General features: G+C 43.4%; 27 protein-coding genes. 18 read left to right on the forward strand and 9 right to left on the reverse strand.

The genetic code is table 11. The features are described from left to right. Positions 1 to 27: 27 nt before the first annotated feature. Complete coding sequence (locus tag DQQ10_RS01410; protein ID WP_112745009.1) at positions 28 to 414, reverse strand: hypothetical protein; 387 nt, start codon at positions 412 to 414, stop codon at positions 28 to 30. Positions 415 to 426: 12 nt separating this feature from the next. Next, entirely contained in the window at positions 427 to 1,560 is a 1,134-nt protein-coding gene (locus tag DQQ10_RS01415; protein ID WP_112745010.1) for a hypothetical protein, read from the reverse strand. Between the two features lie 89 nt (positions 1,561 to 1,649). Between DQQ10_RS01415 and DQQ10_RS01420 the strand changes: the two genes are divergently transcribed. The 4 genes from DQQ10_RS01420 to recO all read left to right on the forward strand — a co-directional run bounded on the left by DQQ10_RS01420 (position 1,650) and on the right by recO (position 5,562). Then, positions 1,650 to 1,976, forward strand: coding sequence for a 2Fe-2S iron-sulfur cluster-binding protein (locus tag DQQ10_RS01420; RefSeq protein ID WP_112745011.1), 327 nt, complete (start codon positions 1,650 to 1,652; stop codon positions 1,974 to 1,976). A gap of 78 nt (positions 1,977 to 2,054) precedes the next feature. Next, entirely contained in the window at positions 2,055 to 2,654 is a 600-nt protein-coding gene (locus DQQ10_RS01425) for a thymidine kinase (RefSeq protein WP_112745012.1), read from the forward strand. 10 nt (positions 2,655 to 2,664) lie between these two features. Continuing rightward, the gene (gene porZ, locus DQQ10_RS01430) at positions 2,665 to 4,893 is read left to right on the forward strand and encodes a type IX secretion system anionic LPS delivery protein PorZ (protein ID WP_165823767.1); all 2,229 of its coding nucleotides are present in this window, start codon (positions 2,665 to 2,667) and stop codon (positions 4,891 to 4,893) included. Positions 4,894 to 4,896: 3 nt separating this feature from the next. Continuing rightward, positions 4,897 to 5,562 carry a DNA repair protein RecO gene (gene recO / locus DQQ10_RS01435; RefSeq protein ID WP_112745014.1) on the forward strand — a complete coding sequence of 222 codons (666 nt, stop codon included), beginning with the start codon at positions 4,897 to 4,899 and terminating at the stop codon, positions 5,560 to 5,562. 6 nt (positions 5,563 to 5,568) lie between these two features. On the opposite strand, the gene DQQ10_RS01440 is transcribed toward recO, so the two are convergent. Further along, positions 5,569 to 6,453: an SMP-30/gluconolactonase/LRE family protein gene (locus tag DQQ10_RS01440; RefSeq protein ID WP_112745015.1), complete on the reverse strand. Its 885-nt coding sequence runs from the start codon at positions 6,451 to 6,453 to the stop codon at positions 5,569 to 5,571. Between the two features lie 181 nt (positions 6,454 to 6,634). Further along, positions 6,635 to 7,264, reverse strand: a complete 630-nt coding sequence (locus DQQ10_RS01445; protein ID WP_112745016.1) for an L-threonylcarbamoyladenylate synthase — start codon at positions 7,262 to 7,264, stop codon at positions 6,635 to 6,637. Between the two features lie 87 nt (positions 7,265 to 7,351). On the opposite strand from DQQ10_RS01445, the gene mltG reads away from it, so the two are divergent. From mltG to DQQ10_RS01460, 3 genes are read left to right on the forward strand one after another with little or no spacing between them, the layout of a single operon-like run. After that, positions 7,352 to 8,416: an endolytic transglycosylase MltG gene (gene mltG, locus DQQ10_RS01450; RefSeq protein ID WP_112745017.1), complete on the forward strand. Its 1,065-nt coding sequence runs from the start codon at positions 7,352 to 7,354 to the stop codon at positions 8,414 to 8,416. Further along, positions 8,416 to 8,823, forward strand: coding sequence for an acyl-CoA thioesterase (locus DQQ10_RS01455; protein ID WP_112745018.1), 408 nt, complete (start codon positions 8,416 to 8,418; stop codon positions 8,821 to 8,823). The genes mltG and DQQ10_RS01455 overlap by 1 nt, the downstream gene beginning before the upstream one ends. Then, positions 8,820 to 9,839, forward strand: a complete 1,020-nt coding sequence (locus DQQ10_RS01460) for a YihY/virulence factor BrkB family protein (RefSeq protein ID WP_112745019.1) — start codon at positions 8,820 to 8,822, stop codon at positions 9,837 to 9,839. Before DQQ10_RS01455 ends, DQQ10_RS01460 begins: the two co-directional genes overlap by 4 nt. Before the next feature lie 45 nt (positions 9,840 to 9,884). Here the strand turns inward: DQQ10_RS01460 and DQQ10_RS01465 are convergent, their stop codons facing one another. Beyond that, a complete protein-coding gene (locus DQQ10_RS01465) occupies positions 9,885 to 10,901 on the reverse strand; it encodes an SPASM domain-containing protein (RefSeq protein WP_112745020.1) in 1,017 nt (338 codons plus the stop codon). A gap of 75 nt (positions 10,902 to 10,976) precedes the next feature. On the opposite strand from DQQ10_RS01465, the gene DQQ10_RS01470 reads away from it, so the two are divergent. Beyond that, the gene (locus DQQ10_RS01470) at positions 10,977 to 12,173 is read left to right on the forward strand and encodes a lipoprotein N-acyltransferase Lnb domain-containing protein (protein WP_112745021.1); all 1,197 of its coding nucleotides are present in this window, start codon (positions 10,977 to 10,979) and stop codon (positions 12,171 to 12,173) included. On the opposite strand, the gene DQQ10_RS01475 is transcribed toward DQQ10_RS01470, so the two are convergent. The 4 genes from DQQ10_RS01475 to DQQ10_RS01490 all read right to left on the reverse strand — a co-directional run bounded on the left by DQQ10_RS01475 (position 12,163) and on the right by DQQ10_RS01490 (position 19,461). After that, positions 12,163 to 13,515 (reverse strand): sensor histidine kinase, encoded by a 1,353-nt coding sequence (locus DQQ10_RS01475; RefSeq protein ID WP_112745022.1) that lies wholly within the window; start codon positions 13,513 to 13,515, stop codon positions 12,163 to 12,165. The genes DQQ10_RS01470 and DQQ10_RS01475 overlap by 11 nt on opposite strands. Positions 13,516 to 13,568: 53 nt before the next feature. Beyond that, positions 13,569 to 14,966: a dihydrolipoyl dehydrogenase gene (gene lpdA / locus DQQ10_RS01480; protein WP_112745023.1), complete on the reverse strand. Its 1,398-nt coding sequence runs from the start codon at positions 14,964 to 14,966 to the stop codon at positions 13,569 to 13,571. Between the two features lie 147 nt (positions 14,967 to 15,113). Continuing rightward, positions 15,114 to 16,643, reverse strand: coding sequence for a 2-oxoglutarate dehydrogenase complex dihydrolipoyllysine-residue succinyltransferase (gene odhB / locus DQQ10_RS01485; RefSeq protein WP_112745024.1), 1,530 nt, complete (start codon positions 16,641 to 16,643; stop codon positions 15,114 to 15,116). 85 nt (positions 16,644 to 16,728) lie between these two features. Further along, positions 16,729 to 19,461: a 2-oxoglutarate dehydrogenase E1 component gene (locus DQQ10_RS01490; protein WP_112745724.1), complete on the reverse strand. Its 2,733-nt coding sequence runs from the start codon at positions 19,459 to 19,461 to the stop codon at positions 16,729 to 16,731. Positions 19,462 to 19,654: 193 nt separating this feature from the next. On the opposite strand from DQQ10_RS01490, the gene DQQ10_RS01495 reads away from it, so the two are divergent. From DQQ10_RS01495 to DQQ10_RS01540, 10 genes are all read left to right on the forward strand, one after another. Continuing rightward, positions 19,655 to 20,194 (forward strand): 30S ribosomal protein S16, encoded by a 540-nt coding sequence (locus tag DQQ10_RS01495; protein WP_112745025.1) that lies wholly within the window; start codon positions 19,655 to 19,657, stop codon positions 20,192 to 20,194. A 107-nt stretch (positions 20,195 to 20,301) separates the two neighbouring features. Beyond that, a complete protein-coding gene (gene rimM, locus DQQ10_RS01500) occupies positions 20,302 to 20,817 on the forward strand; it encodes a ribosome maturation factor RimM (protein ID WP_112745026.1) in 516 nt (171 codons plus the stop codon). Between the two features lie 67 nt (positions 20,818 to 20,884). Then, positions 20,885 to 21,565, forward strand: coding sequence for a tRNA (guanosine(37)-N1)-methyltransferase TrmD (gene trmD, locus DQQ10_RS01505; protein WP_112745027.1), 681 nt, complete (start codon positions 20,885 to 20,887; stop codon positions 21,563 to 21,565). 92 nt (positions 21,566 to 21,657) lie between these two features. After that, the gene (gene rplS / locus DQQ10_RS01510; RefSeq protein WP_112745028.1) at positions 21,658 to 22,011 is read left to right on the forward strand and encodes a 50S ribosomal protein L19; all 354 of its coding nucleotides are present in this window, start codon (positions 21,658 to 21,660) and stop codon (positions 22,009 to 22,011) included. 341 nt (positions 22,012 to 22,352) lie between these two features. Then, on the forward strand, positions 22,353 to 23,423 hold the full coding sequence (locus tag DQQ10_RS01515; RefSeq protein ID WP_112745029.1) for a class I fructose-bisphosphate aldolase: 1,071 nt from the start codon (positions 22,353 to 22,355) through the stop codon (positions 23,421 to 23,423). A gap of 67 nt (positions 23,424 to 23,490) precedes the next feature. Beyond that, the gene (accD, locus tag DQQ10_RS01520) at positions 23,491 to 24,333 is read left to right on the forward strand and encodes an acetyl-CoA carboxylase, carboxyltransferase subunit beta (RefSeq protein WP_112745030.1); all 843 of its coding nucleotides are present in this window, start codon (positions 23,491 to 23,493) and stop codon (positions 24,331 to 24,333) included. Between the two features lie 130 nt (positions 24,334 to 24,463). Beyond that, a complete protein-coding gene (locus tag DQQ10_RS01525; protein ID WP_112745031.1) occupies positions 24,464 to 25,006 on the forward strand; it encodes an AAA family ATPase in 543 nt (180 codons plus the stop codon). Then, positions 25,003 to 26,253, forward strand: a complete 1,251-nt coding sequence (locus DQQ10_RS01530; protein ID WP_112745032.1) for an MFS transporter — start codon at positions 25,003 to 25,005, stop codon at positions 26,251 to 26,253. Before DQQ10_RS01525 ends, DQQ10_RS01530 begins: the two co-directional genes overlap by 4 nt. 40 nt (positions 26,254 to 26,293) lie before the next feature. After that, positions 26,294 to 26,731, forward strand: coding sequence for a DUF2721 domain-containing protein (locus tag DQQ10_RS01535; RefSeq protein ID WP_112745033.1), 438 nt, complete (start codon positions 26,294 to 26,296; stop codon positions 26,729 to 26,731). A gap of 5 nt (positions 26,732 to 26,736) precedes the next feature. Beyond that, positions 26,737 to 26,964, forward strand: coding sequence for a hypothetical protein (locus tag DQQ10_RS01540; RefSeq protein WP_112745034.1), 228 nt, complete (start codon positions 26,737 to 26,739; stop codon positions 26,962 to 26,964). Positions 26,965 to 26,985 lie beyond the last annotated feature (21 nt).

Consider the following 26,985-nt stretch of genomic DNA (forward strand, 5'->3'; position numbering starts at 1 on the left):
GAAGACCTTTTTTATTTCTAGCGTTGGTCATTTAGTTTCTTGTGCATGAGATTTTCCACGGCCTTTTACGAAATGAACAACCATGGAAATCAGAAAGGCTAGTGATGCGAAAAAGCAAACATAGGGCAATCCTTGCTTACCTTCCTTCAAATACAAATATCCAACGAGCGCGATCACAATGCTCTCGAGCAAAAAAACATATGCCTTAAAATTCTTAATAAGGTGCTCAAACTTATGGTGAAACAAAGTACCAAGCGCGATCAATATTCCGACAATAATAAAGAAAATTGAAAACGCAAGTTTGTCCGGGTTCTCAAGTTTAGCTACACCTTTCATGATCACTACAAAAGCAGTGAGGTAGTGAGACACATTTTCAAGAAAGTGGAGTCGTTGCGTGCGCGCGTCGGTGCTCATGCTAGATGTACGTTAAGCAAAACGCCTTTCGACGAGTTCCATAAATTCATGAAACTCTTCGCTATCGTGATCCCATGTAGAAGCATATTCTTCTTCAAGATAACGCATTGCCGCTTGGATCGTGTCGAACTGATCTAATCTATCGATCGCTTTGCTGAATAAATCGAAGTCGCCATGAAACAATACTTTCGTAAACATGAACTTCTGATTGATCGTCAAGCTATCCTTTATGCGCGCAATCTTCGCGAGATTTTGAACGACCGTTGGTTTTTGTTCACGCACAGGCTCCGATACAATATGATTTTGTCTTGGAACATTGGCAGCCTTAGGCTGATTAACCTTTATCGGCTCTTGCTTGGGAGGCTCAGGTCTTGGTTGTTCAACCACTTTAGGCGCTTCCACCTTCGGCGGTTCTACTTTTGGAGGTTCTACTTTTACAGGTTCCTGCTTCGGCGATTCAACCAATATGATCGGCTCCGATTTTGTTTGCGGAATAATTTCGTCTAATGAATTCTTCGGTACATAGAAAGCAGAAGGATCAAATGGTTTCACCGCGGAAAACTTCGCGATGTAGTCATCAACATCTTCTGGCGTAAAATTCACTTCTTCTAAAATGATATCCAGCACACTGAATGCTTCATTCCCTGAAATTTCTTTCACACCTTTCTCTTCTAATTTGATCAACATTCGCTCTAGCGGCGCTTTGTTGATCTTTAAGTACTTGATCTCCTCCCGGAACGGTTCCACCTCCAGCTTGTTATTTTTTCCCGTGATAATCATTGAATAAAAATCGTACGGGTCGAAAATTACAAGCAAAGCCTGGCTTGTAGCTTTCTTTAAAAGCGGCGCGAAATGTGTTTTATGAATTGCGATATGTTGAGAAAGCACGTTGATAAAGTTATCAAGCGCTTCTTTGACGTCGGCGTTTTCGTAATCAAAATAAGGACTCTTCAGTTTTTTTGTTTCTTCCTTCCAGACTTTGAAGAGTTCACGTACTACAAACAAATTCACTTGCTGTACATTACAGAGTGTGAGAATCTCCTGGCCCGTAATCTTCTCCCGGTCGGCAAAAAACTTTTTCAACACATTTTCGGCATAGGCATCCCCATACAGGGCAATTGCTTCCAGACTGATCTTTTCGTCCATGTAGTGGTTATCGGTTTTAATGACTTATTTAGTCGGCTATAAAGTTAATGGATATTATGTCACCGCAAACTGCTAAGCAATAACGTTTTATGGCGTCAATTCTGATAGAAAATTTGGACCAACGGAAAGTTGAGGCGATCGACCTTTCTAGGCCTGTGTTGAAGCATCTTCAGGATCAACAAATTGACTGGATGTTTGCCTGCGGTGGCAAAGGGCGCTGCACGACATGTAAGTTTGAATTATGCTCTGATGCGCAGGCACTTGAACCCGATTCGGAAGCAGAAACTCGCTACCGACGGCAAGGAGCCCTAAAGAAAAATGAACGCTTAGCATGCCAGGCAAAGCTCACCGGAGACATTCGCATCAGAGTTCCAGACGAATGCAAGCTGCCCCATATGCACTACTCCGATGAGTAGGCCCGCATAAATCGCAACCAGCTTCGGAAACCTTTGTAGGTTCGTCGCACATTGCCGCATTCTTCATAATTTTAGCACATGTTTATTGAACCACACCTGGGCAGTAAATCACGCCAGGGAAACGCTGGATGGATCGAAGTCATTGCGGGATGTATGTTCTCCGGAAAGACAGAGGAACTTATCCGTCGCTTAAACCGGGCACTCATTGCCAAACAAAAAGTCGAAATCTTTAAACCCGTTGTCGACAAACGCTACGATGATGAAAAGATCGTGTCACATAACGCCAACGCTATACGCTCGACGCCCGTAAATTTTGCCAACGATATTCTGCTCCTCGCCGGAGACTGCGATGTGGTCGGTATTGACGAAGCTCAATTTTTCGATGAAGCAATCGTTGACGTCTGCAATACATTAGCTAACAGTGGAAAGCGTGTTATCGTTGCTGGACTAGACATGGACTTTGAAGGAAAACCGTTTGGCCCAATGCCTTTTCTATTGGCTGTGGCCGAATTCGTCACAAAAGTTCACGCCATCTGTGCTCGAACCGGAGAGCTGGCTTCGTTCTCTCATCGTCTTATTGAAAATGATAAACAAGTAATGTTGGGTGAAAAGAATGAATACGAAGCGCGAAGTAGAAGCGCATTTCTTGCCGGTAAACAACAGAAAAAAAGTAAATAACCCGTTGATCATGAAACGTCGCTGTGTCAACACGCTGATCGCCGCCTTCTCTATCCTGTTGTCAATTCTGTCAACGACTAAAAATTTTGCGCAAGATATCCCACTGGGTACATGGCGAGCACATATTTCCTACCAATCAATCAATAGCCTATCCATTACAAACGATAAAATATTTGCAGCTTCCTCCTCCGGATTGCTCGTCTTAGACCGATTGGACAAAAGCTTTCAAACTTTCGATAAAGTAAATCAGAGCTTATCTAACGTGGGAATCTCTGATATTGAATTCAACGATAGTCGCGATGAACTTATCGTTGCTTACGAAGACGGAACATTAGATGTAATACGCGACAATGACCTGATCACGATTAACCCCACCAAGAACGCTCAAGTTACCGGTTCGAAAAAAATTAATCATATCCTCATTCATCAAGCACTCGCCTATCTATCGACAGACTACGGTGTCGTTGTGATCAACCTCGCGCAAGGTGAAGTGAAAGAAACGTGGCGTGATCTTGGCCCGACTGGCGAAACATTAAAAGTTTTACAGGGAACCATTAAAGGCGATAGCATCGTATTTGCCACAGCAAAAGGTGTGATCATGGGCGATCTCGACGATAACTTACTAGATTTCAATAGCTGGAAACGATTTGACTCTGGCGCATTCAATACAACAATCAATTCCATTGTGCTCTTCAACAACCAGATCTATGCACCGATCAACGGCGTGGGAATCATGGCGTATGCAAACGGCGCTTGGATACAAGCTCCTTTTTTACCAGCCTTAAATTATACATCGTTAACAAATTCTCTAAATCATCTGTTCGTAATAGAGAACAAGAATGTTTGGCGTATTGATACTAGTAATGATGTAATTCAAATTGTTGACGACCACATCACACAACCGATGATGGTTACAGAAGATGCCGCTGGCGCGATGTGGGTGGGTGACAATGAAAACGGTTTACTTTCTAATGAAGATGGCCTCTTCAAAAGCTATCTCCCAAACGGGCCATCCATTACAGTACCTTTCCGACTCAAATATGCTTTTAATAAAATGTATCTCATGCCAGGTGGATATTCATCAACCTTTCAACCGTTAAGACGCGATGGCACCTTGAACATTTTTAACAACGGCATTTGGGAACAAGTCAAAACGAATATCAAAGACATCACCGACGTTGCGATCACTGAATCTGGCGATACATATATCAGCTCGTTTGGATCTGGTGTTGAGAAAAGATCGCGAGAAAACGATGTAACCTTGTACAACACGGAGAACAGCACATTGATCAACACAAGTCCTCCTGGTGATTTTATAACCGTGAGCGCTGCTGAAAATTCACGCGAGGGGATTTGGTTTGCCAACTACGGAACAGCAACCTCCCTTCATCTAAAAAAGAATGACGATAACTGGGAACAAGTTTCATTTGCTACTTCTGCGGCGAGATATCCAACAGACCTCGCTGTAGATTTTCTCGGCCAAGTTTGGATGTTGATTAACCCTTCTCAAGGCGGAGGGCTTGTCGTGTACGATCCGGCCAGCAAAGCAGAACGATACATTACAGAGGCTAATAATAACGGAGAATTGAGTAGTCGATCGGTTCGCTCAATCGCACTGGATCGTGACGGAATGTTGTGGGCAGGAACGGACTTTGGTGTTTGCTACTTTTATGCTGCTGATCAAGATGCCATCCGCCCGATTTTCGAAAATAGATTTCTCTTGCGTGATGATCGTGTAACGGCAATAGCTATCGATGGTGGTAATCGAAAATGGATGGGTACTGAACGCGGCGTTTGGTTATTTGATCCGACTGGCGAAAAACTCATTTATAACTTTACGACCGACAACAGTCCCCTACTCTCAAATGTTATTCATGATATTGAAATCCAAGGCGAAACCGGTGAAGTATTTATTGCCACACAACGAGGATTAGTCTCGTTTCGTGCGGATGCTACTGAGAGTACAAGTCGTTTTCAGAATATTAAAATTTTCCCCAACCCCATTTTAAGTACATTCACAGGAACGGTAGGCATAAGCGGTCTTGCTACTGACGCGACTGTAAAGATCACGGACATCAGCGGTAAACTCATTTGGGAAACCAAAGCTCACGGTGGCACCGCGAGTTGGAATGTAAAAGACTACAATGGCCGACGTGCTTCAACAGGTGTTTACATCGTATTCTGCGCTTTGTCAGATGGCAGCGAACATGCCGTAGGAAAAATAGCTGTCGTTAATTAGATCATGTTACACAAAACACAAGGCGTAGTTTTCAGATTCACGAAGTATGGAGAAACATCCATTATCGTTACAATTTTTACAACGCTTTTTGGAATCCAAAGTTATATCGTAAACGGCGTAAGAAGTAAATCACTGAAGAGCAAGATTGCGCTTTATCAACCGCTTACGTTGCTCGACTTGGTGGTGTACTATAAAGAGAATGCAAGCATCAAGCGGATAAAAGAATTAAAATGTTTGCATCCCTATCAGACAGTGACGTCCGACATTCGAAAATCATCTATCGCGATGTTTATTGCTGAAATTTTAAACAAAACGGTAAAAGAAGAAAGTCATGCGCAAGAGCTTTGCGATTTCATTATCACGTCTATGATCATTCTCGATACACACGAGAAGACCGAAAACTTCCATTTAATTTTTCTATTAAAACTTAGCCGCTATTTAGGATTCGGAGCGCAGTTTGTCAATGAAGTATTGGGCGGAAGATTTACAGATGAAGCAATCGAAAAAATAATTGACCAGCTGATCAAGGCCGACTATACAGATGTCATTTCGATGACCATAGCACAGCGAAGAGAAATCCTGGAATTACTGGTAAGCTTTTATGCCGATCACGTTGAAACAATTGGTGAACTAAAATCACTTGCCGTCCTTCGCGAAATCGTTAGCTGATGTCAACTAGAATTCTTTGCCCGCAATATCGTTCCGGAACATCTCCATACCTTTGCGATCTTGTAACGTGACAAATACTAGCTTTCCATTGAGGCCTCCAAAAACTAGATTGCTACAATTTTTTCCTTTCAATGTTACTTCACGAATAAGATCACCCGATGGTGACAGCACAGCGATCACACCCTTACCATAGCGCGTAACATATAGATTACCTTCTTTGTCGCATTTCATGCCATCGAATCCAAAATCTTCAAACGCTTTAAACAATCTTTTGTTAGAGATATTACCCTTAGCATCTACGTCAAACGCCCAGATTTTACGCTGCACACTTTCATTCACATACAACGTTTTTTCATCCGGACTTAACTCAATACCATTCGTAGTTCCCATTTGATCCGTTAATAAAACAGGTTTTCCTCCGCGATCAATTCGCCAAAGTTTCCCTGTGCTTTCCTTCCAATTCGGATCGGATGCAAAGAGCTGATTTCTGCTATTGATGCAAAGATCGTTTGGCTGATTAAACTGATCGGTATGTGCATACACGGAGACTTTCTTTGTCTTCATGTTTACTTTCAAAACATTATGCGCGGAAAAATCGGCGAGATACATATTTCCCTTGCTGTCAAATTTGATACTGTTTGCCGTTGAGCCTGCAGGTAAGGTGAGAAACAATTCAACTTTTCCATCCGGCTTTACTTTGCCAATCGTGCCATCTTTTTGAAAATTTACAACGTAGAGATTTCCGTCGTCATCGAAACACGGACCTTCAATGTTGTTGGTAAAAAGATTCTCTGCCGTGAAATCTTCCACCAAAAACAAACGCTGCATATCCTGTGCTTTTGCGGTGAACGTTACCATCAAAATCACCAACAAAGAAGTTACTTGTTTCATATCTATCATTTTAGGAAGCTTAAAAATACATCGCGATTCGAATCGTCGCGCATGAAGAATTATTTTTTGTAATTTTTTTTTACTTCTCCAACGTAGAAGTGTTACCAAACTGCACCTGTTCTTTCGCCTTTAACACATCACACAGTTTGCACACGCACACTACATTTTTTCAACAACTGAGTTATAAGAACTGTTCAATATCACCAAGTCCTTGTCGAAGGATTTGGATGTCATCGCTTGTACAATCGACAATTGTAGAAGGTACATTACCGCCAGGGCCACCATCAATTACCACATCAACGACGTGTTTAAAATCTTCATAGATCTCTTCAGGGTCGGTTGTGTATTCCTTGATCTTATCATCGTCCTTGATGGAAGAAGTAATCAACGGATTGCCTAACAGTTCTACAATCGTGCGCGGAATCATATGATCCGGAATACGGATTCCAACTGTTTTTTTATTCACATCTAAAATCTTCGGAACTTTTGTGCTCGACTCAAGAATGAATGTAAAAGGCCCGGGAAGGGATTTTTTCAACAGTTTAAATGTTGAGGTTTCAAGCCTTCTTACATACTCGGAAATATGACTAAGGTCGTTGCAAATAAAGGAAAGATCCAATTTTTGAGGTTTAATGTCCATGATTTGACATAACCGGGCGATAGCTTTCCGATTCATTAGGTCACAACCAATGCCATAAATGGTGTCGGTTGGATAAACGATTATACCGCCGTCACGTAAAACATCGACAACATGATTGATCTTCCGCCGTTCTGGATTTTCGGGATGAATTTTAAGTAATTCTGCAGCCATTTCAGGGGAAAGATAACGAATCGGTAGCTTAAAAAAACCGGCTGATCGTTACGCCAAGATTTGTTATTTTTGACGTTCACTTTTACTATGAAACCGAATAAGCGCCTCATTATTTTTATTGTCCTCTCTGTGTTGGGGATTTCATTTGCTTTCTACGCCTATCAAATGATTTATACGCCAAACATCCTGGTAGGCGATCATCCACAAGCAAGACTTTTTATCGTCGAGGATTCCATGACGTTTAAAGACATCCAAAAGAAGATGCATGAAGAACGTATCGTAAACGATTTGATGTCGTTCAGTTTCTTGGCCAAGCTCGCTGGATTCGATTCTGAAATTAAGCCTGGCCGCTACATTTTGAAACCTGGCATGAGTAACCTCGAAGCGTTGCGTTTAATGCGTTCGGGCAAACAAGAGCCTGTACAAGTAACATTCAACAATGTCCGGGTCATTAGCGAGCTCGCTGAAAAAATTACACGAAATCTTGGCATGCAGCCTGCTGAGTTTGAAGCTGCCATCATTAAGTTCTGCTCCGAGAATAAATTCGGCTTCAACGAGAACAACGTCATCTCCATGTTCATTCCGAATACCTATGAACTCTATTACAATACATCACCAGATCGCTTGATCGAAAAGATGCACGAAGAGTACGTGAAATTTTGGAATGAAACACGCGTGAATCAAGCGAAAGAAGTAGGGTTCACGCCACTAGAAATATCAACACTTGCATCCATTGTTCAAGCCGAGACTATTCGCGCTGATGAAGCGCCGATCATCGCAGGACTTTACATCAATAGATTAAAGAAAGGTATTGCATTGCAGGCCGATCCGACACTCGTCTTTGCTGTAGGTGACTTTGGATTAAAGCGCGTGTTGAATGAGCACAAAGCGATAGACTCGCCATTCAACACCTACAAATATCCAGGTCTTCCTCCGGGGCCTATCAGCATGCCTGAAATCAGATCGATCGATGCTGTATTGAACTACACTAAATCAGACTACTATTACATGTGCGCGAAAGAAGATTTTTCAGGGCGCCATAATTTCACCAATAGCTACCAGGAGCACATGCAAAATGCGGCGCGCTACCAAAAGGCACTTACTATCGAGCAGCGTAAGGGTGAAGCATTACGGAAAAAGCAACAGCAATAATGTATCAATCCGAAACTTCTGTACGTGTGCGCTATGGTGAAACCGATCAGATGGGCTACGTCTATTACGGATTTTATGCGATGTATTACGAGGTAGCGCGGGTTGAAAGTCTTCGCCAATTAGGATTGACGTACAAGGAAGTCGAAGAAATGGGCGTGATCATGCCGGTACTTGAGAATCATTCGAAATACATGGCGCCAGGGCGTTACGATGAACTTCTTCGAATTGTCACTACCATCCGTGAGAAACCTGGTGTAAAAATCAAATTTGAGTACGATATTTATAACGAAGCGAATACGCACATTCACCATGGCGAAACGTTGTTGGCATTTATCGATAAGAAATCCAATCGACCTTGTCGGCCGCCAAAAGCTATGGCAGATGTGCTCGAACCGTTTTTTAAATGAAGTATAAACACAAGCGCCTACTACTTCAATTTAACCCTGCGCGTGGAGTTTTCACGTGGATGAAACGCGTGCGATTTCAGAAATACGAAAACGTTTCGCTTTACAAAATCTTTAGGCTGTTCATCCAAAATCTAATGGATGATGAAATTCTCGATCGCGCGAATGGCGTTGCTTACAACTTTATTCTCGCTGTCTTCCCCGCGATCATCTTTTTATTCACACTCATTCCGTACGCCAATAACTTCTTCGCAGACGTAACTACAGAAACAATTATGGCGCGATTGGGTGAAGTGATGCCGCCCAGTATGTTTGAGGTGATCTCCCCTACCGTGTTGGACATCGTTAGCAACCAACGAGGAGGCCTGCTCTCATTGGGTTTTGTTTTCTCTCTTTACCTTTCGACAAACGGTACACTCGCTTTGATGCGCGCATTTAATGCTTGTTACAGAACTGTAGAGAGGCGCAGCGGATTTAAAACAAGACTGATCGCAACTGGTCTTACCATCAATCTTGCGCTTGTCGTTTTTTTAGCGATCGTATTGCTCGTCGTGGGGCAATTGGTGCTCGATTACATTACACAACTGGCGTGGTTTGACTTATCAGACTTTACTGTATTCCTGCTCTTCTCGGTGAGATTCTTGGTGATCTTTATTGTCTTCTTCATCGCAATCTCTACACTTTACTATTTCGGTCCGGCAATTCACTACAACTGGCGTTTCTTCTCAATAGGTTCTTTCGTTGCAACGCTTCTCACGATAGCCGTTTCTTACGGATTCTCTTACTACGTTACAAACTATAGTACGTACAATAAAGTATACGGATCGATCGGTGTACTCATCGCTATCATGGTATGGATTCAATTGATCACTGTGGTGCTTTTAATTGGATACGAAATCAATGCAAGCATTCACAATGCCATCCGCAAACAAGCGCTGTGGAATGCAAGAATGTATCGGAAAGACAAATCAAAAATTGATGTTCCAATCAGCACCGGAAGACCATCAAGCTACGAATAGGTTCCCAACTCGCCGTACACATTAAATGCGCGACCATACCATACCTTAACTATAAGTGCCTTCAGTACAATTCCGGCAAATATCAATTTCACTTCTCGAGCGAAATAGCGAAGCTCTGAAATCACCGTAAGCTTCTCCTCTCCAGATTTCGGAGAATGTGTTTTTAGAAAGATCGCCCAGTACATACTTTCCATCTTTATCGAAGCAGCATGGAACAACTTTACCATCCCAGGTTATTACACAGCTGTGCCACATCTTCCAACAACGATCATACATTTCGTTTTTAATCGCGTATGTACCATCGCCATTTTTTTGATATCGAGAGTATTGATCTTGTGTCGGTATGAAAGGAGACCCATTCTTGTAATCATAAACCTGCGCCGTCTTCAATACAACCTGATCAACACCAAGTTTCTTTGCGAGCGCAGACACGTCTGGAATCTGATGTTCATTCTGTCGAACCACGAGAAATTGAAAGATCACATGCGGCGTCTTCGCTTTCAACTTTTTTTTCCAACGAATTACATTCTCTGTTCCTTCAATCACTTTATCCAGGCTTCCACCAACACGATAGGATTCGTATGTATCCTGAGATGTTCCATCTATCGATATAATGAGTCTATCAAGACCTGACTCAACTGTAAGACGTGCTTGCTCATCTTTGAGATAATGTCCATTGGTCGAGGTCGCTGTATAGATCCCGCGCGCAGACGCATATGACACCATCGGAAGGAATTGTGGATGCAGATACGGTTCACCTTGAAAGTAAAATGTGAGGTATGATAACGTTGGTACAAGCTGATCAATTACGCGCTCGAACATGTCGCGATTTAACATTCCGGTTGGTCGTGTAAATGAACGTAATCCGCTGGGACATTCAGGGCAGCGAAGATTGCACGACGTAGTGGGTTCGATGGAAATACTGATCGGCAGACCGTGAATCTGAGGTTTTTGCAATGACCGCGATAGTTCATAGCTGGACATGATCTTCAATGCATTCAGTGCCCGACGCGGCGTCACCTTCTTTGCAAAATTCCATTGATCTGTCCATCCTCCCATCATAGACGCAAGATACTCGGTAATTGGCGTTTTGGATATTGATAATGTCGTTATCTTTCGAACGGTTTGAATCACATCATGAAACGAATTCTCCTTTTCGTCCTACTTTCGCTACCTGCCTTGTCAGGCGCGGCACAAATCAAGCTTTCACCCACTGCCAGAATTTCAGCCATCACCTGCGGGCCCGGCCAAGAAGAACTTTATTCTGCGTTTGGACATAGTGCATTCCGTGTTTACGACTCTACACAACGCCTTGATGTCGTCTTCAATTATGGCATGTTTGATTTCGATCAACCACATTTCTATCTCAACTTCACCCGCGGATACCTCTACTACCATGTTGCGGCTTACGACTATCGCGATTTCCAATACAACTATTTAGCGCGTCAACGATTCATTCACGAACAAGTATTGAATTTTACACCAGAACAAAATCAGCGTGTGTTCGACTACCTGGTGGATAACGTTCAACCTGGAAACGAATCTTATCGATACGACTATTTCTACAACAACTGCGCTACCAAACTACGTGATGTTCTTATCGCGGTATTGGGTGAAGAAATTGAATTTGATTATAGCCACATTAAAACACAGTACTCTATACGTGATCTCACCGACCTCTACATTGAAAAACAACAACCCTGGGGCGATTTAGGAATAGACATTTGCTTGGGACTACCGATGGATAAAATCGCTACACCATTCGAGTACATGTTTCTACCCGACTACATTGAATCATGCTTCGATCATGCTACGCTGTCGCGAAACGGCGAACGCGTACCGCTGGTGAAAAGAAAAGTTGATGACACAACTTTGATCAGAAGCGAATGGGAACCTGAGCAATCGTCGCTATACATTCATCCACTCACGGCAATGATCGTTTTCATGATGGTGTGCATCGCGCTTTCAATTTTTGAAATTAAACGAAATAAGCTCACAAACTGGCTCGACATCATCTTGCTCGTCATCACGGGATTGATCGGCCTTCTATTAACGATTCTTTGGTTCTTTACCGACCACGCTGCTGCTGCTAAAAATTTCAATCTCTTATGGGCATTTCCTTTAAATGCAGTTGCTGCCATGTTTGTAAGAAGAAGTTTCAACTGGCTAAAGTTTTACTTCCTCTTCATTGCTGTGATCGCGATGGCCGCTGTTGTTTTCTATAAACTGCTACCGCAAGAAATACACTATGTTTTAATTCCGCTGATGATTGGAATCAGCGTGAGAGGATTCACACAGTATTGGATCAGAAATAAGAATGCAATTAAAGGATAGTTGCATTCTCCTTTTGTTGCACAGGAATATCAGATGTGCGTGATGGGAGCGCTAATTTGAAAGACGTACCAGTTCCAACTTTCGAGAACACCGTTATTTTTCCGCTCAACTTTTCAACCGTTTCCTTTACAATGTAAAGTCCTAAACCGGAGCCCTTGGATTGGTTTGTGCCTCTGAAAAACATATTGAATATCTTAGGCAATAGATCCTCTTCAATACCCTGCCCGTTGTCAGCCACCGTTATGTTAAGCATATCGTCTGCAAAACTCGCATCGATGCGAATCCAAGGATCTCTAATGTCAAGGCGATGATAGCGAATGGAATTAGAAATGATATTGTTTAGAATGACCATCAGCCGCACGCGATCAACTTCAACCTGATGATCAAACTTAAAATTCTTTTCAAAGCGAATACGATCAGCGCCTTTAATGAAAGTAAAATTCTGGAGAGCATCTTCAATCAACAGCGCTACGTCGACCGGCTCAAGCTTAACTCCCATTTCAGAATTTCTTGCATAGTCGATAATGTCGAGCAAGAAACCATCGAGTTTTTGTGCACGCTCTTTCAGTAGCTGAAAGTATTCTAAGATGTGTTGATCTTGGACTTCACTCATCGCCGCGTTTATCACGCCCTTTATGTCCATCACAGGGATCTTCAAATCATGCGATGCACTATAGAAGAATCGATCCAGTTCGCGATTTACTTTTTCAAGATCATTATTCTTTTCTTGCACCTCCTCGGCCAACGCCATCAATTTAACTTCCGATTGCTCATTCATGTTCACCATGAATACAATGAAAAACACCAACACAGCAATACTGGAAACGAAATTGATGATGAAGGAACGCTGAATATCAACCGCCGCAAAATCTGCCGTACCAAATGCATCGAAGTCTGTTGCGAAAAGCATAATGGTAAGTACAATGGAAAGCCCAATGAAAAAGAAGCGATAGAAGTTCTCATCAATTTCGAAGACAACCGCGGCTAATCCAACCCAAGAAAAGTAATATAAATAAATACCAAGCTCATGATTCGCCAACGAAGAGTAAACGAAAAAGAAAAGATTTAAAAACGACAGCAATACTATTCGTGCGAGTTTATGACGTCCGCTTTCATTAATAACATAGCAAATGAAAATGGACACAGCCATGATAAAATCCATCATGGGCATAAAGCGTTGTCCGTCGATGAGGTCCTCTACGGCATGCAGCACGCCGACCACAGCGCCAAACAACGCAAACTGAGACAATAAGATGACACGCTTGTACTTGCGCAATCCTTCCTGATCGCCAGAAAACTGTCGGCTATATCTCGACCAATTTTTAGGAAGAAGGATATTCATAACGAGTGAAATTTAAAACAACGCGATAAAACACACGGCCAATACCGTTGCCATTACATATGGATCGGCCTATTTTCTGTAGCTGCCAAACAAGCTTCCTTCACTGCTTCCATGTACGTTGGATGCGCATGTGACATTCTTGACACATCCTCAGCAGAAGCGCGGAACTCCATTGCCGTTACCCCCGCCGCGATCATGTCGGCTGCGCGTGCTCCAATAATGTGAATACCCAATATTTCGTCAGTCTGTTTGTCCGCCAAGATCTTTACAAGACCATCAGTGTCCATACTCGCGCGAGCACGACCCAAAGCTTTATACGGGAAACTACCAACTTTGTATGCTTTACCGGATTCTTTCAACTGCTCTTCAGTGTATCCTACACTTGCTACTTCCGGCCAAGTATACACAACACCCGGTATCAAATGATAATTCACATGTGGCTTCTGACCAGCGAGCGTTTCTGCAACGTATACGCCTTCCTCCTCAGCTTTGTGTGCAAGCATTGCGCCACGCACTACATCGCCAATGGCATAAACATTATCAACCTTCGTCTTCAAGTGATCATCTACCGGAATTTGTCCTTTCACGGTTTCTATCCCGATTTTATCTAAGCCAAGTCCATCTGTGTAGGGCTTTCTTCCGATACTCACTAAGCAATAATCACCTTTCAATTCAACAGGTGCGCCACCGTTCTTAGGCTCTGCCTTTACGGTTACTTCGCTACCTTTATTTTCGACCGCAGTTACTTTGTGACCAAGGAACAAATCCATCTTTAATTTCTTGGCAATCTTTTGAAGCTCTTTCCCGAGGGTTGCATCCATCGTAGGAATAAGGTTATCCAAGAATTCTACAACCGTAACTTTTGTACCGATGCGCGCATAAACCGAACCTAACTCCATCCCAATTACACCACCTCCAATAACAATGAGGTGTTTCGGAATTTCTTTAAGCTCGAGCGCTTCAGTGCTCGAAATAATTCTCTTCTTATCGAATGCTGCAAATGGAAGTGGCGTCGGCTTGGATCCTGTCGCAATAATCACTTTCTCCGTCGTAATCGTCGACTCCTTACCATCTTTTGTTATTTTGATCGTGTTCTTATCCACAAAAGACCCGACACCTTTTAAAACGTCGATCTTATTTTTTTTCATCAGGAATGCGATACCGTCGACGTTTGCTTTCACCACATCACCTTTTCTTTTGATCATCTGACCAAGGTTAACTTTCGGTGCTGGAATTTCGATACCGTGTTCCTTAAAGTGTTCTTGCGCATTGATAAAATGCTCCGAAGAATCAAGCAGTGCTTTAGAAGGAATACAACCTACGTTAAGACACGTACCACCGAGTGTATCGTACTTCTCAATAATTGCTGTTTTAAAACCAAGTTGCGCGCAACGAATCGCTGCAACATATCCACCTGGGCCGGAGCCAATAACTGTTACATTGTATTGCATAATGATTTCTATTCAAGGTTGAGGTATCATGATTCACTTGAGACACCGGCACCGGTACGATGATTATTTTAAAAGATAAACGCCTGATTATACAAACAACACCCAGTCAGCATTTGTCGCGAAAGGGTGTTGTTATAAATGTTCTAACTAAACGCCAAGAATTAATCTTCCTGGATCTTCCAACAGTTCCTTTACGCGAACAAGGAAACTTACAGACTCTCTTCCATCGATAATTCTATGATCATATGAAAGCGCCACGTACATGATTGGCCTTACCACCACTTGTCCATCTTTCACTACGGCACGTTCTACGATATTGTGCATACCGAGGATAGCCGACTGTGGAGGATTAATGATTGGTGTCGAAAGCATTGACCCGAATACACCACCGTTGGTGATCGAGAATGTTCCGCCTGTCATTTCTTCGATAGAAAGTTTTCCATCTCGACCCTTTCCTGCCAAACGAATTACTTCACCTTCAATTTGTGCGAAGTTCAATTGATCCGCATTACGAATCACTGGAACAACAAGTCCTCGTGGTGTTGATACGGCAATTGAAATATCACAGTAGTCGCGATAGATTACTTCATCTTTATCGATAGAAGCATTTACGGCTGGAAACTCTTTCAATGCCACACAAACTGCTTTCGTGAAGAACGACATGAAGCCAAGGCCAACACCGTACTTCTCTTTGAATTTATCTTTGTATTTCGAACGAAGATCCATCACGGGCTTCATGTCAACTTCGTTAAAAGTTGTCAGCATGGCCGTTTCATTCTTCACTGACACAAGACGTTTTGCAATCGTCTTACGGAGTGATGTCATTTTTTCTCTCTTCTCTGTACGGCTTCCAGCGCCTGCAATGACAGGAGGGCCTGATGCCGCAGGTTTTGCCTCTGCAGGTTTAGTTGTTGGCGCTGATTGTGCCTTCTGCGCATCTTCTTTCGTGATACGTCCGCCGACACCTGATCCCTGTACCTGATTTGCTGCGATACCTTTCTCGTCGAGAATTTTTGCTGCGGCTGGCGAAGGATGTCCTGCTGCATACGTTTTATCTTCAGAAGCCGTTGCTGCCGTTGCAGATTGCGCTGCTTGCTTTGTAGAGGTTGCTGGCGCGCCTTCGGCGATTTCAATTTTGCAAATCAATCCACCAATTGGAAGGGTTTCCTTTTCCTTTGCTACAATCCGCAATATTCCTGTTGCTTCAGCGGGCAGTTCAAAGGTTGCTTTATCAGATTCAACTTCAGCAATGATGTCGTCTGTTTTCACAAAGTCACCATCCTTTTTCAACCACGTTGAAATGGTTACTTCGGTGATCGACTCACCGACAGCTGGCACTTTCATTTCTTTAACACCACCCGTTGCTTTCGGTGCTGATGTTGGCGCGGCTTCCGCTTTTGCCGGAGTAGCTGTGGGCGCAGATGATGCTGCTTGCGCGGCTTTTCCTTCCGCGATTTCGCAGATGACTTCACCAATTGGAACTGTGTCGCCTTGTTGTTTTAAGATTTTCAACACACCGTCGCTCTGCGCGGTTAGTTCAAATGTTGCTTTATCGGATTCAAGCTCTGCAATTACTTCATCGAGCTTAACGGTATCGCCATCTTTCTTTAGCCAGTTTGCAATAGTGACTTCTGAAATTGATTCACCTACTGCTGGGACTTTTACTTGTAATGCCATTTATCTTAAATGTTTACGATGTATGGATTGTTATTTAGCAACAAGGGTCTATTTCAACAAACAGACCCTTGTGTTTCTATTCTGTTTAGATTTCGAACGCCTGATTTACGATCTTCTCTTGTTCCACTTTGTGAATCTTAGAGAACCCGGTAGCCGGTGAAGCACTCGCTTTACGCGATACATATTCGATATCAACTTTCGGCATCATGCGCACGATATATGATTGCGCACCCATGTTTGCGGGCTCTTCCTGTGCCCAGACAATTTTAGCGTCTTTGTATTTTTTCAAAACAGCTTTCAACTGCTTCTCTGGGAATGGCGCAAGTTGCTCGAGACGAACAATAGCCGTGTCTTTATTCTTGCGTTTCTGTTGCGCTTCTAGAAGGTCGTAGTAAATTTTACCACTACATAAAATCACGCGCTTCACTTCTTTCGCAATAACACTGTTGTCATCCAATACTTCTGTGAAGGCTCCGGATGTAAAATCTTTTAAAGGAGAAATTACAGCAGGATGACGTAGCAATGACTTTGGCGAGAACACAACACATGGCTTTCGGAACGACCATGTAACCTGCCTTCTCAATAAATGGAAGAAGTTCGCTGGTGTCGTCGGGTTAGCGACGATCATGTTGTACTCTGCAGCTTGTTGCAAAAATCTTTCAGGACGGCAACTTGAGTGCTCAGGACCCTGGCCTTCATAACCATGCGGAAGTAACATCACCAAACCATTCATGCGCTGCCATTTTGATTCAGCACTTGAAATAAACTGGTCGATCATGACTTGCGCGCCATTCACGAAGTCCCCGAACTGCGCTTCCCATAATACAAGAGCACTCGGTGATGACATCGCATAGCCGTATTCAAAACCTAACACACCGAATTCTGATAGCAGTGAGTTGTAGATGTGGAACTTCGCTTGGCTCTTATCAAGGTTATTCAGTCCACAATATGGATCGTTCGTGTTTGCATCGAAGAAATAAGCATGACGATGGGAGAATGTACCACGCTTCACGTCCTGGCCAGACATACGAACTGGTGTCTTCTCTAATAAAAGCGATCCGTATGCTAGCAATTCCGCTTCCGCCCATCCGAGCGTTTTCTCTTCAAAGAACGCTGTCGTTCTATCCTTGATTAACTTCTCAATCTGTTTGAGCGGCTTAAATCCTTCCGGAATGTTTGTTAACGCCTTGCCTACTTTTTCAATAACGCTCTCTTTGATACCGGTATCAGGCGACTTATCAAAATCATCAGGCTTTGCCCAACGCATCTGCTCCCATTCCGCTTCGATCTTCTGCGGCTTATAGGGAAGAGGCTTCTGCTTCACTTCGTTGAGGCGATCTTGAAGTTGATTTCTAAAATTCTTATCAAGTTCATCTGCTAAAGCTGCATCAACTTCACCACGCTCAACGAGTTTCTTTACATAGATCTCGCGTGGGTTCGGGTGCTTCGCGATAATGTTATACAATTTCGGTTGCGTGAACTTCGGCTCATCACTTTCATTGTGACCGTGACGACGATAGCAAAGCAAATCGATGAATATATCTTTTCCGTATTTAATTCGATACTCGACAGCAAGGTTCGCCGCGAAACTTACTGCTTCTGCATCGTCGCCATTGACGTGAAGCACTGGTGCATCAACAATCTTCGCGATGTCCGTACAATAAATACTAGTACGTGCATCATCATAATCTGTGGTGAAACCAACTTGGTTGTTGATCACAAAATGTATCGTGCCCCCAGTCGTATAGCCTGGAAGTCCGGACATCTGCACCACTTCGTATACAATACCTTGCCCAGCAACCGCTGCATCACCGTGAATGAGGATTGCCATTCCTTTAGAAAGCTCTCCTTTATATTCATCGTCAATTTGACCACGCGTATATCCCAATACCAATGGATCGACGGCCTCTAAGTGCGAAGGGTTTGGCGTGAGCTTCACATAAATCTTCTTACCAGATGGTGTATTGATATGACTTGAATATCCCAAGTGATATTTCACGTCGCCGTCACCCATCGTTTGCTCGGGACTTACATTACCTTCAAACTCAGTGAAAATCTGTTCGTATGTTTTCCCTAGAATATTGGTCAACACGTTCAAGCGACCGCGGTGCGCCATCCCGATAACCACTTCTTTTACGTCCAGCTCTGCCGACTTATTAATGATTGTTTGCAGCGCAGGAATCGTATTCTCGCCGCCTTCAAGCGAGAATCTTTTCTGACCGAGGAATTTAGTATGAAGGAAGTTTTCGAATACTACCGCTTCGTTAAGCTTACCCAGAATACGCTTTTTCTCGTCTTGACTTGGGTTATAGGTGTAGTATTCCTTTTCAATTTTCTGATAAAGCCATGCGCGGATGTCGTCGTTACGAATGAAGTTGTGCTCAAAGCCGATTGGGCCAAGGTAAACCGCATTCAATTTCTCGATGATTTTGCGCAAGGTTGATTTTGGCATCCCTATTTCTGCAGCTACGTCAAATTCGGTGTCGAGATCGGCATCTGTAAGTCCGACGCTCTTATGATCGAGATTAACGTTGTGATTCCTGCGTTCGCGCACTGGATTCGTGCGTGATTTCAGGTGGCCAAACGAGCGGTATTGGAAAATAAGGTTTCTGACCTGCGTTTCTTTGATAGAAAGGGAGTCCGAAACTGTGGCGGTGGCGCCATTTCCGTTTTCGCCGTAACGTTGTTGGGAGAAGTCGTACCCTTCGAAGAACTTCTGCCAGGTAGCATCAACAGAGGTCGGATCTTGTTTGTAATTTTGGTACATCTGATCGAGGTATCCGACGTCCGCATTCGATATATATGAATATTTATCCATGTTTTTATTTTGAAAGCCAACAAATGTATAACGCGGAAATAACTTTAAAAAATTGCATAAACGAGTATACAAATACTCTTTCTGAAGAAGTTTTTTAGGTTTCTTAACGGAGTTGATTGCCAGGATTTCAAAATCCACTATCTTTGCGTCCTTTAAAAATTAGGACGAGTTCCAACATTTTAACAATTAACAAATGGTTAAGATTAGATTGGCCCGCAGAGGCCGCGCAAAACTGGCGTTATTCGATGTAGTCGTAGCAGATGCCAGAGCACCACGTGATGGTCGCTTCATTGAAAAACTTGGTACGTACAATCCGTTGACAAACCCTGCAACGATCAACATTAAAGATGATCGCGCTTTCCATTGGGTAATGAACGGTGCGCAACCTACCGACACTGTAAAAGCTATGCTTTCCCTACGTGGTATCCTTTTGAAAAAACACCTTCAAATCGGTGTTAACAAAGGTGCAATCACACAAGAAGCTGCCGACAAGAAACTCAACGAGTGGATTCAGGCTAAGGAAGCAAAATCTCAGTCTAAAGTTGAAAAACTTACTCAGTCTAAACAGGCTGAAGCTAAGGCTCGCAGAGAAGCTGAGACTAAAATCAAAGAAGCTCGCGCTGAAGCTATTCGTAAGAAAGCTGAAGTTGCTGCTCAAGCCGCTGCTGCTGCTCCTGCTGCTGCAGAAGGTGAAGCTGAAGCTCCTGCCACTGAAGGCGAAGCACAAGCTTAATTCGAACAACGATTATTCGAAATGCCAATGCGAAAGCGTTGGCATTTTTTTTAATACGCACGCCAACTTATGCTCAGGTATCGAAGCAATTCATTGTCGTTAAAAGAATGGACATTAATTCAAGCTATAAAGTAGGATACGTCCTCAAGCCCCATGGCCTTAAAGGCGAAGTAACCATTTCGCTAGAAGATGACGCGCCAGATTTCTCAGCAATCGAATCCGTCTTCCTCGAAAAGGATAATCGTCTGGTTCCTTATTTTATCGAGTCGATTTCTATTCGCGATGCTAAAGCCTTTGTGAAATTTGAAGAAGTAGACACCATGGATGCAGCGCAAGCTATTTCCAAACGCGCACTTTATCTTCCCAAATCATCGCGACCAAAATCTGGTCGTGGCGAATTCTACGACGACGAAATCCTAGGCTTCGATGTTGACGATGACGCTGCAGGAAATCTCGGAAAAGTTACGACTGTGGTCGACGCCGGCGCAAACAAACTACTGGTTGTCGTTGACGCCAACGCAAAAGAAGTATTGATCCCCGTGAACGGCCCTTTCATTACCAGCATCAACAAGACTAAAAAGAAAATAGCAGTTAGTCTTCCCGACGGTTTTTTGGATATTTGACCTATTCCCAAAAAGCTACACGCACACAGCCCACGCGAGCAAACATTAAGATTGAGACCACGCTATCATGCATATTGACATTATAACAGTATTGCCCAAGTTGATCGAAAGCCCTTTCAATGATTCGATTTTGAAACGCGCACAGAAGAAAGGACTCGTCACTGTCAACGTAATTGACCTTCGACCTTACTCGACCAACAAACACAACACGATCGACGACTATGCCTTTGGTGGTGGCGCGGGAATGGTAATGATGGTGGAACCCATCGATCGCTGTATCACTGACCTCAAGTCAAAACGTGAATACGACGAAGTGATTTACATGAGTCCCGACGGCACGCTATTAACGCAGCCCATCGCAAACGAACTCAGTATGAAAAAAAACCTGATTCTCTTGTGTGGGCATTATAAAGGGGTTGATGAACGCGTAAGAGAACACCTCATTACACGCGAGATCAGTATTGGCGACTATGTTTTGTCGGGCGGTGAATTGGCTGCGGCTGTGTTGGCCGATGCCGTTATTCGCCTCCTTCCAGGGGTGCTGTCGGATGAAACTTCGGCGTTGAGTGATTCTTTTCAAGATAATTTAATTGCGCCCCCAGTCTACACGAGACCGTCCGAATATCGAGGCTGGAAGGTTCCGGACGTGCTACTTTCTGGTCATGAAGCGAAAATTCAGGAGTGGCGTCATGAAAAATCCCTGGAACGAACCCGCGAAAGGCGCCCTGAATTGCTTAAAAAGCACTAAACCAGGCTTTTTTCAAAAACAATGAGGCCGACCTTCTGAAATGTCAATACTTTCTATACCTTTGCAGTCCAAATTTTGAAAACCATCGAGTTATGGCAACAAACTTCATTCAAGTAGTAGAGCAGGAATTTGCTAAAGTCCGTGAATCACATCCAAGCTTCAAGCCTGGTGATACAATCAACGTTCACGTGAAAATAAAAGAAGGTAACAAGGAAAGAGTTCAGCAATTCCAAGGCACTGTGATCCAGCGTCGTGGTGAGGCGAATGGCGAAACTTTCACAGTTAGAAAAGTATCTAATGGTGTCGGTGTAGAAAGAATTTTCCCTTTTGTATCTCCTTCAATCGATAAAATTGAATTGATCAAAGAAGGTAAAGTTCGCCGTGCGAAATTGAACTACCTCAAAGGACGTCACGGTAAAGCAGCACGTATCAAGGAGAAAATCTAGTCCGGAAGGATTATTTATCATACCAAAAAGCCATTCCAAATCGGAGTGGCTTTTTTATTTCCCTTCAGGTATAAAGCTGCAGCTCAGTTGTGAGCTTTGCGACACGAAATGAAATCGGTAACAACTACATTTTTTTCGTTCCCGTTACTACGCTTGTTTCATCTGACCGTTACGCGTTCGTTCGATCGCGCCAAAATTTAATTTTGCACTGTCACCGTTGATAATCTAATTCGATTGCATACGGTCAAAAACAGCGAAATTTTAATGGGTTAGCATACATTCAATTATTTAATAACTTTGTCCCCGCTCATTAAATTCCAATAACCAGACCGTAACCATTTATGGCTAAAAACATCGCTGAACTTTTGGGAAAGGATGCAGATTTCCTTCTCAAACACCAAAGCAAAACCGTCTCTAAAGACAGACTACACTTACCTAACCCGGAGTCCGTTGCTAACATCTTCGGACAATCAAATCGCTCTCCTCAAGTATTGAGAAGTCTTCAACAACTTCACAGCACTGGACGCTTAGCCAATACTGGATTTGTTTCTATTCTTCCAATCGACCAAGGTATCGAACACAGCGCAGGTGCTTCTTTCGCGAAGAATCCTGATTATTTCGACCCTGAAAATATCGTGAAGCTTGCTATCGAAGGTGGTTGCAACGGTGTGGCTACTACATTCGGCGCCCTTGGCATGGTGTCAAGAAAATATGCTCACAAAATTCCATTTATTGTTAAGATCAACCATAACGAACTTCTCACTTATCCAAATAAAGCTGATCAAATCATGTTCGGCTCTGTGCGTGATGCATGGAACCTTGGTGCTGTAGCAGTTGGTGCTACTATCTACTTCGGGTCAGATAATGCAACACGCCAAATCGTAGAAGTTGCTAAGGCTTTCGATGAAGCACATCAGCTTGGTATGGCTACTATCCTTTGGTGCTACACACGTAACAATGCTTTCAAACAAGGAGGCATCGACTACCACGTATCATCAGATCTTACAGGTCAGGCAAACCATCTTGGTGTAACGATCCAAGCGGATATCATCAAACAAAAGCTTGCTGAAAACACGGGTGGTTACAAAGCATTGAACACTGGCGGAAGCAGCTACGGAAAACTTGACGAAAGAATTTATTCTGAACTTAACTCAGATCACCCAATCGATCTCTGCCGTTACCAATTGTTGAATTGCTTCAACGGTCGCGCAGGTTTGATCAGCTCAGGTGGTGAATCTAAAGGCGCGAGCGATTTAGCAGATGCCGTTCGCACAGCCGTTATTAACAAGCGTGCTGGTGGTATGGGCTTGATCTCTGGCCGCAAAGCATTCCAACGTCCTTTGAAAGAAGGTGTGGAGATCCTCAACGCTATTCAGGATGTTTACCTCGACAAGTCAGTCGATATAGCATAATTTTATTACCTTTCAAGCCGGTGCTGTTCGCGGCGCCGGCTTTATTTTTTTATTTAAAACGATCAGTATGTCTTGGTTCAAACGCAGTGATAAAGGAATTCTAACACCTACCGAATCAAAACGCGAAGTTCCCGATGGACTTTGGTTCAAATCTCCTGCAGGAAAAATTGTTCATACACGTGAACTGAAAAATAACGCCTTCGTCGTACCCGATGAAGAATTTCACGTACGCATCGGCTCCGCTGAATACTTCGAACTCCTTTTCGATGAAAACAAGTTTACAGAACTCGATGTCAACATGGAGTCTGCTGATCCGCTTAAATTCAAAGACACTAAACCATACCCGAAACGCATCAAAGAAACTCAGGATAAAACTGAACTGAAAGATGCAGTGCGTACGGCCTATGGTAAAATGAATGGACTTGATATCACCATTGCTTGTATGGACTTCAGCTTCATCGGTGGTTCGATGGGATCTGTTGTCGGCGAAAAAATCGCGCGCGCAATGGACCACAGTATCAAGAACAAAATTCCATTCTTAATGATCTCTCGTTCTGGTGGGGCGCGTATGATGGAAGCAGGTTTATCGCTGATGCAAATGGCGAAAACATCCGCGAAGATCGCACTCATGGACGAAGCAAAAGTTCCTTACATTTCGCTACTCACAGATCCTACTACAGGAGGCGTTACTGCTTCTTACGCGATGCTTGGCGATTTCAACATTGCTGAACCTGGTGCACTCATCGGATTTGCTGGACCTCGCGTAATTCGCGAGACAATTGGCAAAGATCTTCCGAAAGGATTTCAAAGCGCGGAATTTGTACTTGATCATGGCTTCCTCGATTTTATCGTCGATCGCCGTAGCCTCAAGAATAAATTATCGACACTCCTAAGAATGATCGCACAGTAACTGGCTGCGAGTTTTAAGCTGCGAGCTTCGAGTTTTTTGTATTTACCTTTGCGTAACTTCACTTCCTTTGTGAAGCTTGTGGAATCCATTGCCAATGGTGGCGTCTACATAAAACGCGTAATAAAAAGACATGAACGCATTTGAACTTCCCGTTATAAAAAAGGTCGCGATCATCGGGCCTGAGTGCACAGGCAAATCAGACCTGTCAAACTTCCTTGCCGAGCACTTTAAAACGGTCTGGGTTCCAGAGTATGCACGTGCCTATATCGACCGCTTAACCCATCCATACCAAGAGCATGACTTGCTGACCATCGCGCATGGCCAATTGCGTTTAGAAGACGAATGGCTTCGTGATGCTAAAGATGTGCTGATATGCGACACAAACTTATATGTGATCAAGGTATGGAGTGAGTTCAAGTTCGGAACAGTTCACAAACAAATATTAGAATCTCTCGCAACACGCAAATACGATCTATATCTTTTAACATACGTAGACATCGCGTGGGAAGACGACCCTCAACGCGAACATCCTGAAAAACGTCAACAACTTTATGACATTTATTTGAATGAAATGAAGCAACAATCTGTTCCTTTCGTAGAAATCAAGGGCGAGCGTGATGAAAGAAGAAAGATAGCCGTTGAAGCCATTGATAATTTGCTAAAGAAAGGATGACCGAAATTAAGAATGATCCCTACGCACCGCTGCGTATTCCAGACTTCTCGCTTTTTATATCGGCGCGTTTTTTGGTGACGCTTGCTATTCAAATTCAGGGCACAGTAGTAGCATGGCAACTTTATGAAATCACGAAAGATCCCTGGGCTGTTGGACTTATTGGCGCAGCGGAAGTAATCCCTTCCATCACGGTGTCACTACTTGGTGCTGGTCACATTGCCGATGTAGTAGAGCGAAAGAAAATCATTCTCGCGTGCCTCACAACGTTGTTGTTGTGTTCAGCGCTGTTGCTTTCGTTTACCGTGAAGCCCGAAGCAACGATTGGCGTCTACGGCGCTATGCCGATATATGCTGTCATCTTTCTCAGTGGTATTGCACGTGGATTCTTAACTCCTGCACTCTTCGCATTCATGCCACAACTTGTGTCGCGCGAATTGTATAGAAGCGCAGTCACACTCAATAGCACGCTCTGGCAAATCGGATCCATTATCGGTCCCGTAATCGGTGGGCTCATTTACGGGTTCTATGATGTAACCGCAGCTTACATCGCCGACACAGTCCTTGTACTCGCGGGCGTATTGCTTGCTTTGAATGTAACGCGTAAACCGCTCCCTCCGCCAAGCCACAAAGAAGAAAGTATCTTTGATAAACTTTCTGCGGGACTGCGATTTGTATTCAACAACAAAATTGTACTCAGTGCAATTTCCTTGGATCTATTTGCTGTGCTATTCGGCGGCGCCGTAGCGATGCTCCCATTCTTCGCCAACGAAATTTTACATGCTGATAAAATCGGGTTAGGATTCCTTCGTGCTGCTCCCGGTGTTGGCGCAGTGATGATTGCGTTTTATCTTCTTCACTTTCCGTTGAAGAAAAACGCTGGAAAGATATTATTCCTTGCCGTCGGCGGATTCGGACTTTGCATGATTGGCTTTGCGCTCTCTACGTCGTTCTGGCTTTCACTATTCATTCTTGCGTTAAGCGGTGCTTTCGACGGTATCAGTGTATTGATACGGGGAACATTACTGCAAACTCTTACACCCGAAAATATGAAGGGCCGTGTTTCTGCGGTCAACAACATCTTTATTGGTTCTTCTAATGAATTGGGGCAAGTTGAATCTGGAGCCGCCGCGAAATTAATGGGTGGTGTGGTGCGTTCTGTTGTATTTGGCGGATGTGTTACGCTTGTCGTCGTCGCCTTCACCGCCTGGAAGAGTAAAACGCTACGCAACCTCCAAAAGCTAGATTAATTTTTATTATTTTAGACTACACTGTCCCACTACAGGAGATATGATTGCTACAACCCTATGCAATATATGGTCTAGTCCCCATAACATTTCGATTAATACTCCCGCACTTCTTTTTCCGGCGATCACGTTGCTAATGCTAGCCTATACCAATCGCTTTCTCGCCTTGGCAACATTAATCAGGAATCTTCATGCGAAATACAAAACGATTCAAGAAGAAAGAGAAATCATTAAGGCGCAGATAAAAAACCTCAGTCGCAGATTAAACTTAATCAAACTCATGCAAGCAGCGGGTATCATAAGCTTCTTCTTTTGCGTGCTCTGTATGCTGTGTTTTTATCTTAACTATGAGATGGCAGCAAACATTATTTTCGGTCTAAGTCTGGGATTCTTGCTGTGCTCGCTTATTCTTTCGTTGACAGAAATCTACATCAGCACGAAAGCACTTGAGATTGAACTAAAAGACATGCTCGACGAATAATCATCATGAGAACCTTCAAACTTGTGATCAGTTATTTGCTGATGTTTGCGGGCATCGGCCTCCTGGTTTTTGCGAACCAACGCGGAAAGCTTCCTTACAATGAAAGGGGAATGTATTTCGACACAGAAAACATGATTGTTTACCACCAACAAACTGTAGAGGTCATTGTATTTATTGGCGTAGTGTCAATTATTGTAGGCTTTGTAATCTGGGCTGTGACGGCTAGGATATAGTTATCGGTTATCAGTTATCGG

It is taken from the genome of Pseudochryseolinea flava, from assembly GCF_003286915.1.
In the GTDB taxonomy this organism is placed as follows: domain Bacteria; phylum Bacteroidota; class Bacteroidia; order Cytophagales; family Cyclobacteriaceae; genus Ohtaekwangia; species Ohtaekwangia flava.

What these genes read in the sequence shown, in the direction of transcription:
- DQQ10_RS01410 (WP_112745009.1), bottom strand. Translation starts at nt 414, where the DNA reads ATGAGCACCGACGCGCGCACGCAACGACTCCACTTTCTTGAAAATGTG.
- DQQ10_RS01415 (WP_112745010.1), bottom strand. Translation starts at nt 1,560, where the DNA reads ATGGACGAAAAGATCAGTCTGGAAGCAATTGCCCTGTATGGGGATGCC.
- DQQ10_RS01420 (WP_112745011.1), top strand. Translation starts at nt 1,650, where the DNA reads ATGGCGTCAATTCTGATAGAAAATTTGGACCAACGGAAAGTTGAGGCG.
- DQQ10_RS01425 (WP_112745012.1), top strand. Translation starts at nt 2,055, where the DNA reads ATGTTTATTGAACCACACCTGGGCAGTAAATCACGCCAGGGAAACGCT.
- porZ (WP_165823767.1), top strand. Translation starts at nt 2,665, where the DNA reads ATGAAACGTCGCTGTGTCAACACGCTGATCGCCGCCTTCTCTATCCTG.
- recO (WP_112745014.1), top strand. Translation starts at nt 4,897, where the DNA reads ATGTTACACAAAACACAAGGCGTAGTTTTCAGATTCACGAAGTATGGA.
- DQQ10_RS01440 (WP_112745015.1), bottom strand. Translation starts at nt 6,453, where the DNA reads ATGAAACAAGTAACTTCTTTGTTGGTGATTTTGATGGTAACGTTCACC.
- DQQ10_RS01445 (WP_112745016.1), bottom strand. Translation starts at nt 7,264, where the DNA reads ATGGCTGCAGAATTACTTAAAATTCATCCCGAAAATCCAGAACGGCGG.
- mltG (WP_112745017.1), top strand. Translation starts at nt 7,352, where the DNA reads ATGAAACCGAATAAGCGCCTCATTATTTTTATTGTCCTCTCTGTGTTG.
- DQQ10_RS01455 (WP_112745018.1), top strand. Translation starts at nt 8,416, where the DNA reads ATGTATCAATCCGAAACTTCTGTACGTGTGCGCTATGGTGAAACCGAT.
- DQQ10_RS01460 (WP_112745019.1), top strand. Translation starts at nt 8,820, where the DNA reads ATGAAGTATAAACACAAGCGCCTACTACTTCAATTTAACCCTGCGCGT.
- DQQ10_RS01465 (WP_112745020.1), bottom strand. Translation starts at nt 10,901, where the DNA reads ATGATGGGAGGATGGACAGATCAATGGAATTTTGCAAAGAAGGTGACG.
- DQQ10_RS01470 (WP_112745021.1), top strand. Translation starts at nt 10,977, where the DNA reads ATGAAACGAATTCTCCTTTTCGTCCTACTTTCGCTACCTGCCTTGTCA.
- DQQ10_RS01475 (WP_112745022.1), bottom strand. Translation starts at nt 13,515, where the DNA reads ATGAATATCCTTCTTCCTAAAAATTGGTCGAGATATAGCCGACAGTTT.
- lpdA (WP_112745023.1), bottom strand. Translation starts at nt 14,966, where the DNA reads ATGCAATACAATGTAACAGTTATTGGCTCCGGCCCAGGTGGATATGTT.
- odhB (WP_112745024.1), bottom strand. Translation starts at nt 16,643, where the DNA reads ATGGCATTACAAGTAAAAGTCCCAGCAGTAGGTGAATCAATTTCAGAA.
- DQQ10_RS01490 (WP_112745724.1), bottom strand. Translation starts at nt 19,461, where the DNA reads ATGGATAAATATTCATATATATCGAATGCGGACGTCGGATACCTCGAT.
- DQQ10_RS01495 (WP_112745025.1), top strand. Translation starts at nt 19,655, where the DNA reads ATGGTTAAGATTAGATTGGCCCGCAGAGGCCGCGCAAAACTGGCGTTA.
- rimM (WP_112745026.1), top strand. Translation starts at nt 20,302, where the DNA reads ATGGACATTAATTCAAGCTATAAAGTAGGATACGTCCTCAAGCCCCAT.
- trmD (WP_112745027.1), top strand. Translation starts at nt 20,885, where the DNA reads ATGCATATTGACATTATAACAGTATTGCCCAAGTTGATCGAAAGCCCT.
- rplS (WP_112745028.1), top strand. Translation starts at nt 21,658, where the DNA reads ATGGCAACAAACTTCATTCAAGTAGTAGAGCAGGAATTTGCTAAAGTC.
- DQQ10_RS01515 (WP_112745029.1), top strand. Translation starts at nt 22,353, where the DNA reads ATGGCTAAAAACATCGCTGAACTTTTGGGAAAGGATGCAGATTTCCTT.
- accD (WP_112745030.1), top strand. Translation starts at nt 23,491, where the DNA reads ATGTCTTGGTTCAAACGCAGTGATAAAGGAATTCTAACACCTACCGAA.
- DQQ10_RS01525 (WP_112745031.1), top strand. Translation starts at nt 24,464, where the DNA reads ATGAACGCATTTGAACTTCCCGTTATAAAAAAGGTCGCGATCATCGGG.
- DQQ10_RS01530 (WP_112745032.1), top strand. Translation starts at nt 25,003, where the DNA reads ATGACCGAAATTAAGAATGATCCCTACGCACCGCTGCGTATTCCAGAC.
- DQQ10_RS01535 (WP_112745033.1), top strand. Translation starts at nt 26,294, where the DNA reads ATGATTGCTACAACCCTATGCAATATATGGTCTAGTCCCCATAACATT.
- DQQ10_RS01540 (WP_112745034.1), top strand. Translation starts at nt 26,737, where the DNA reads ATGAGAACCTTCAAACTTGTGATCAGTTATTTGCTGATGTTTGCGGGC.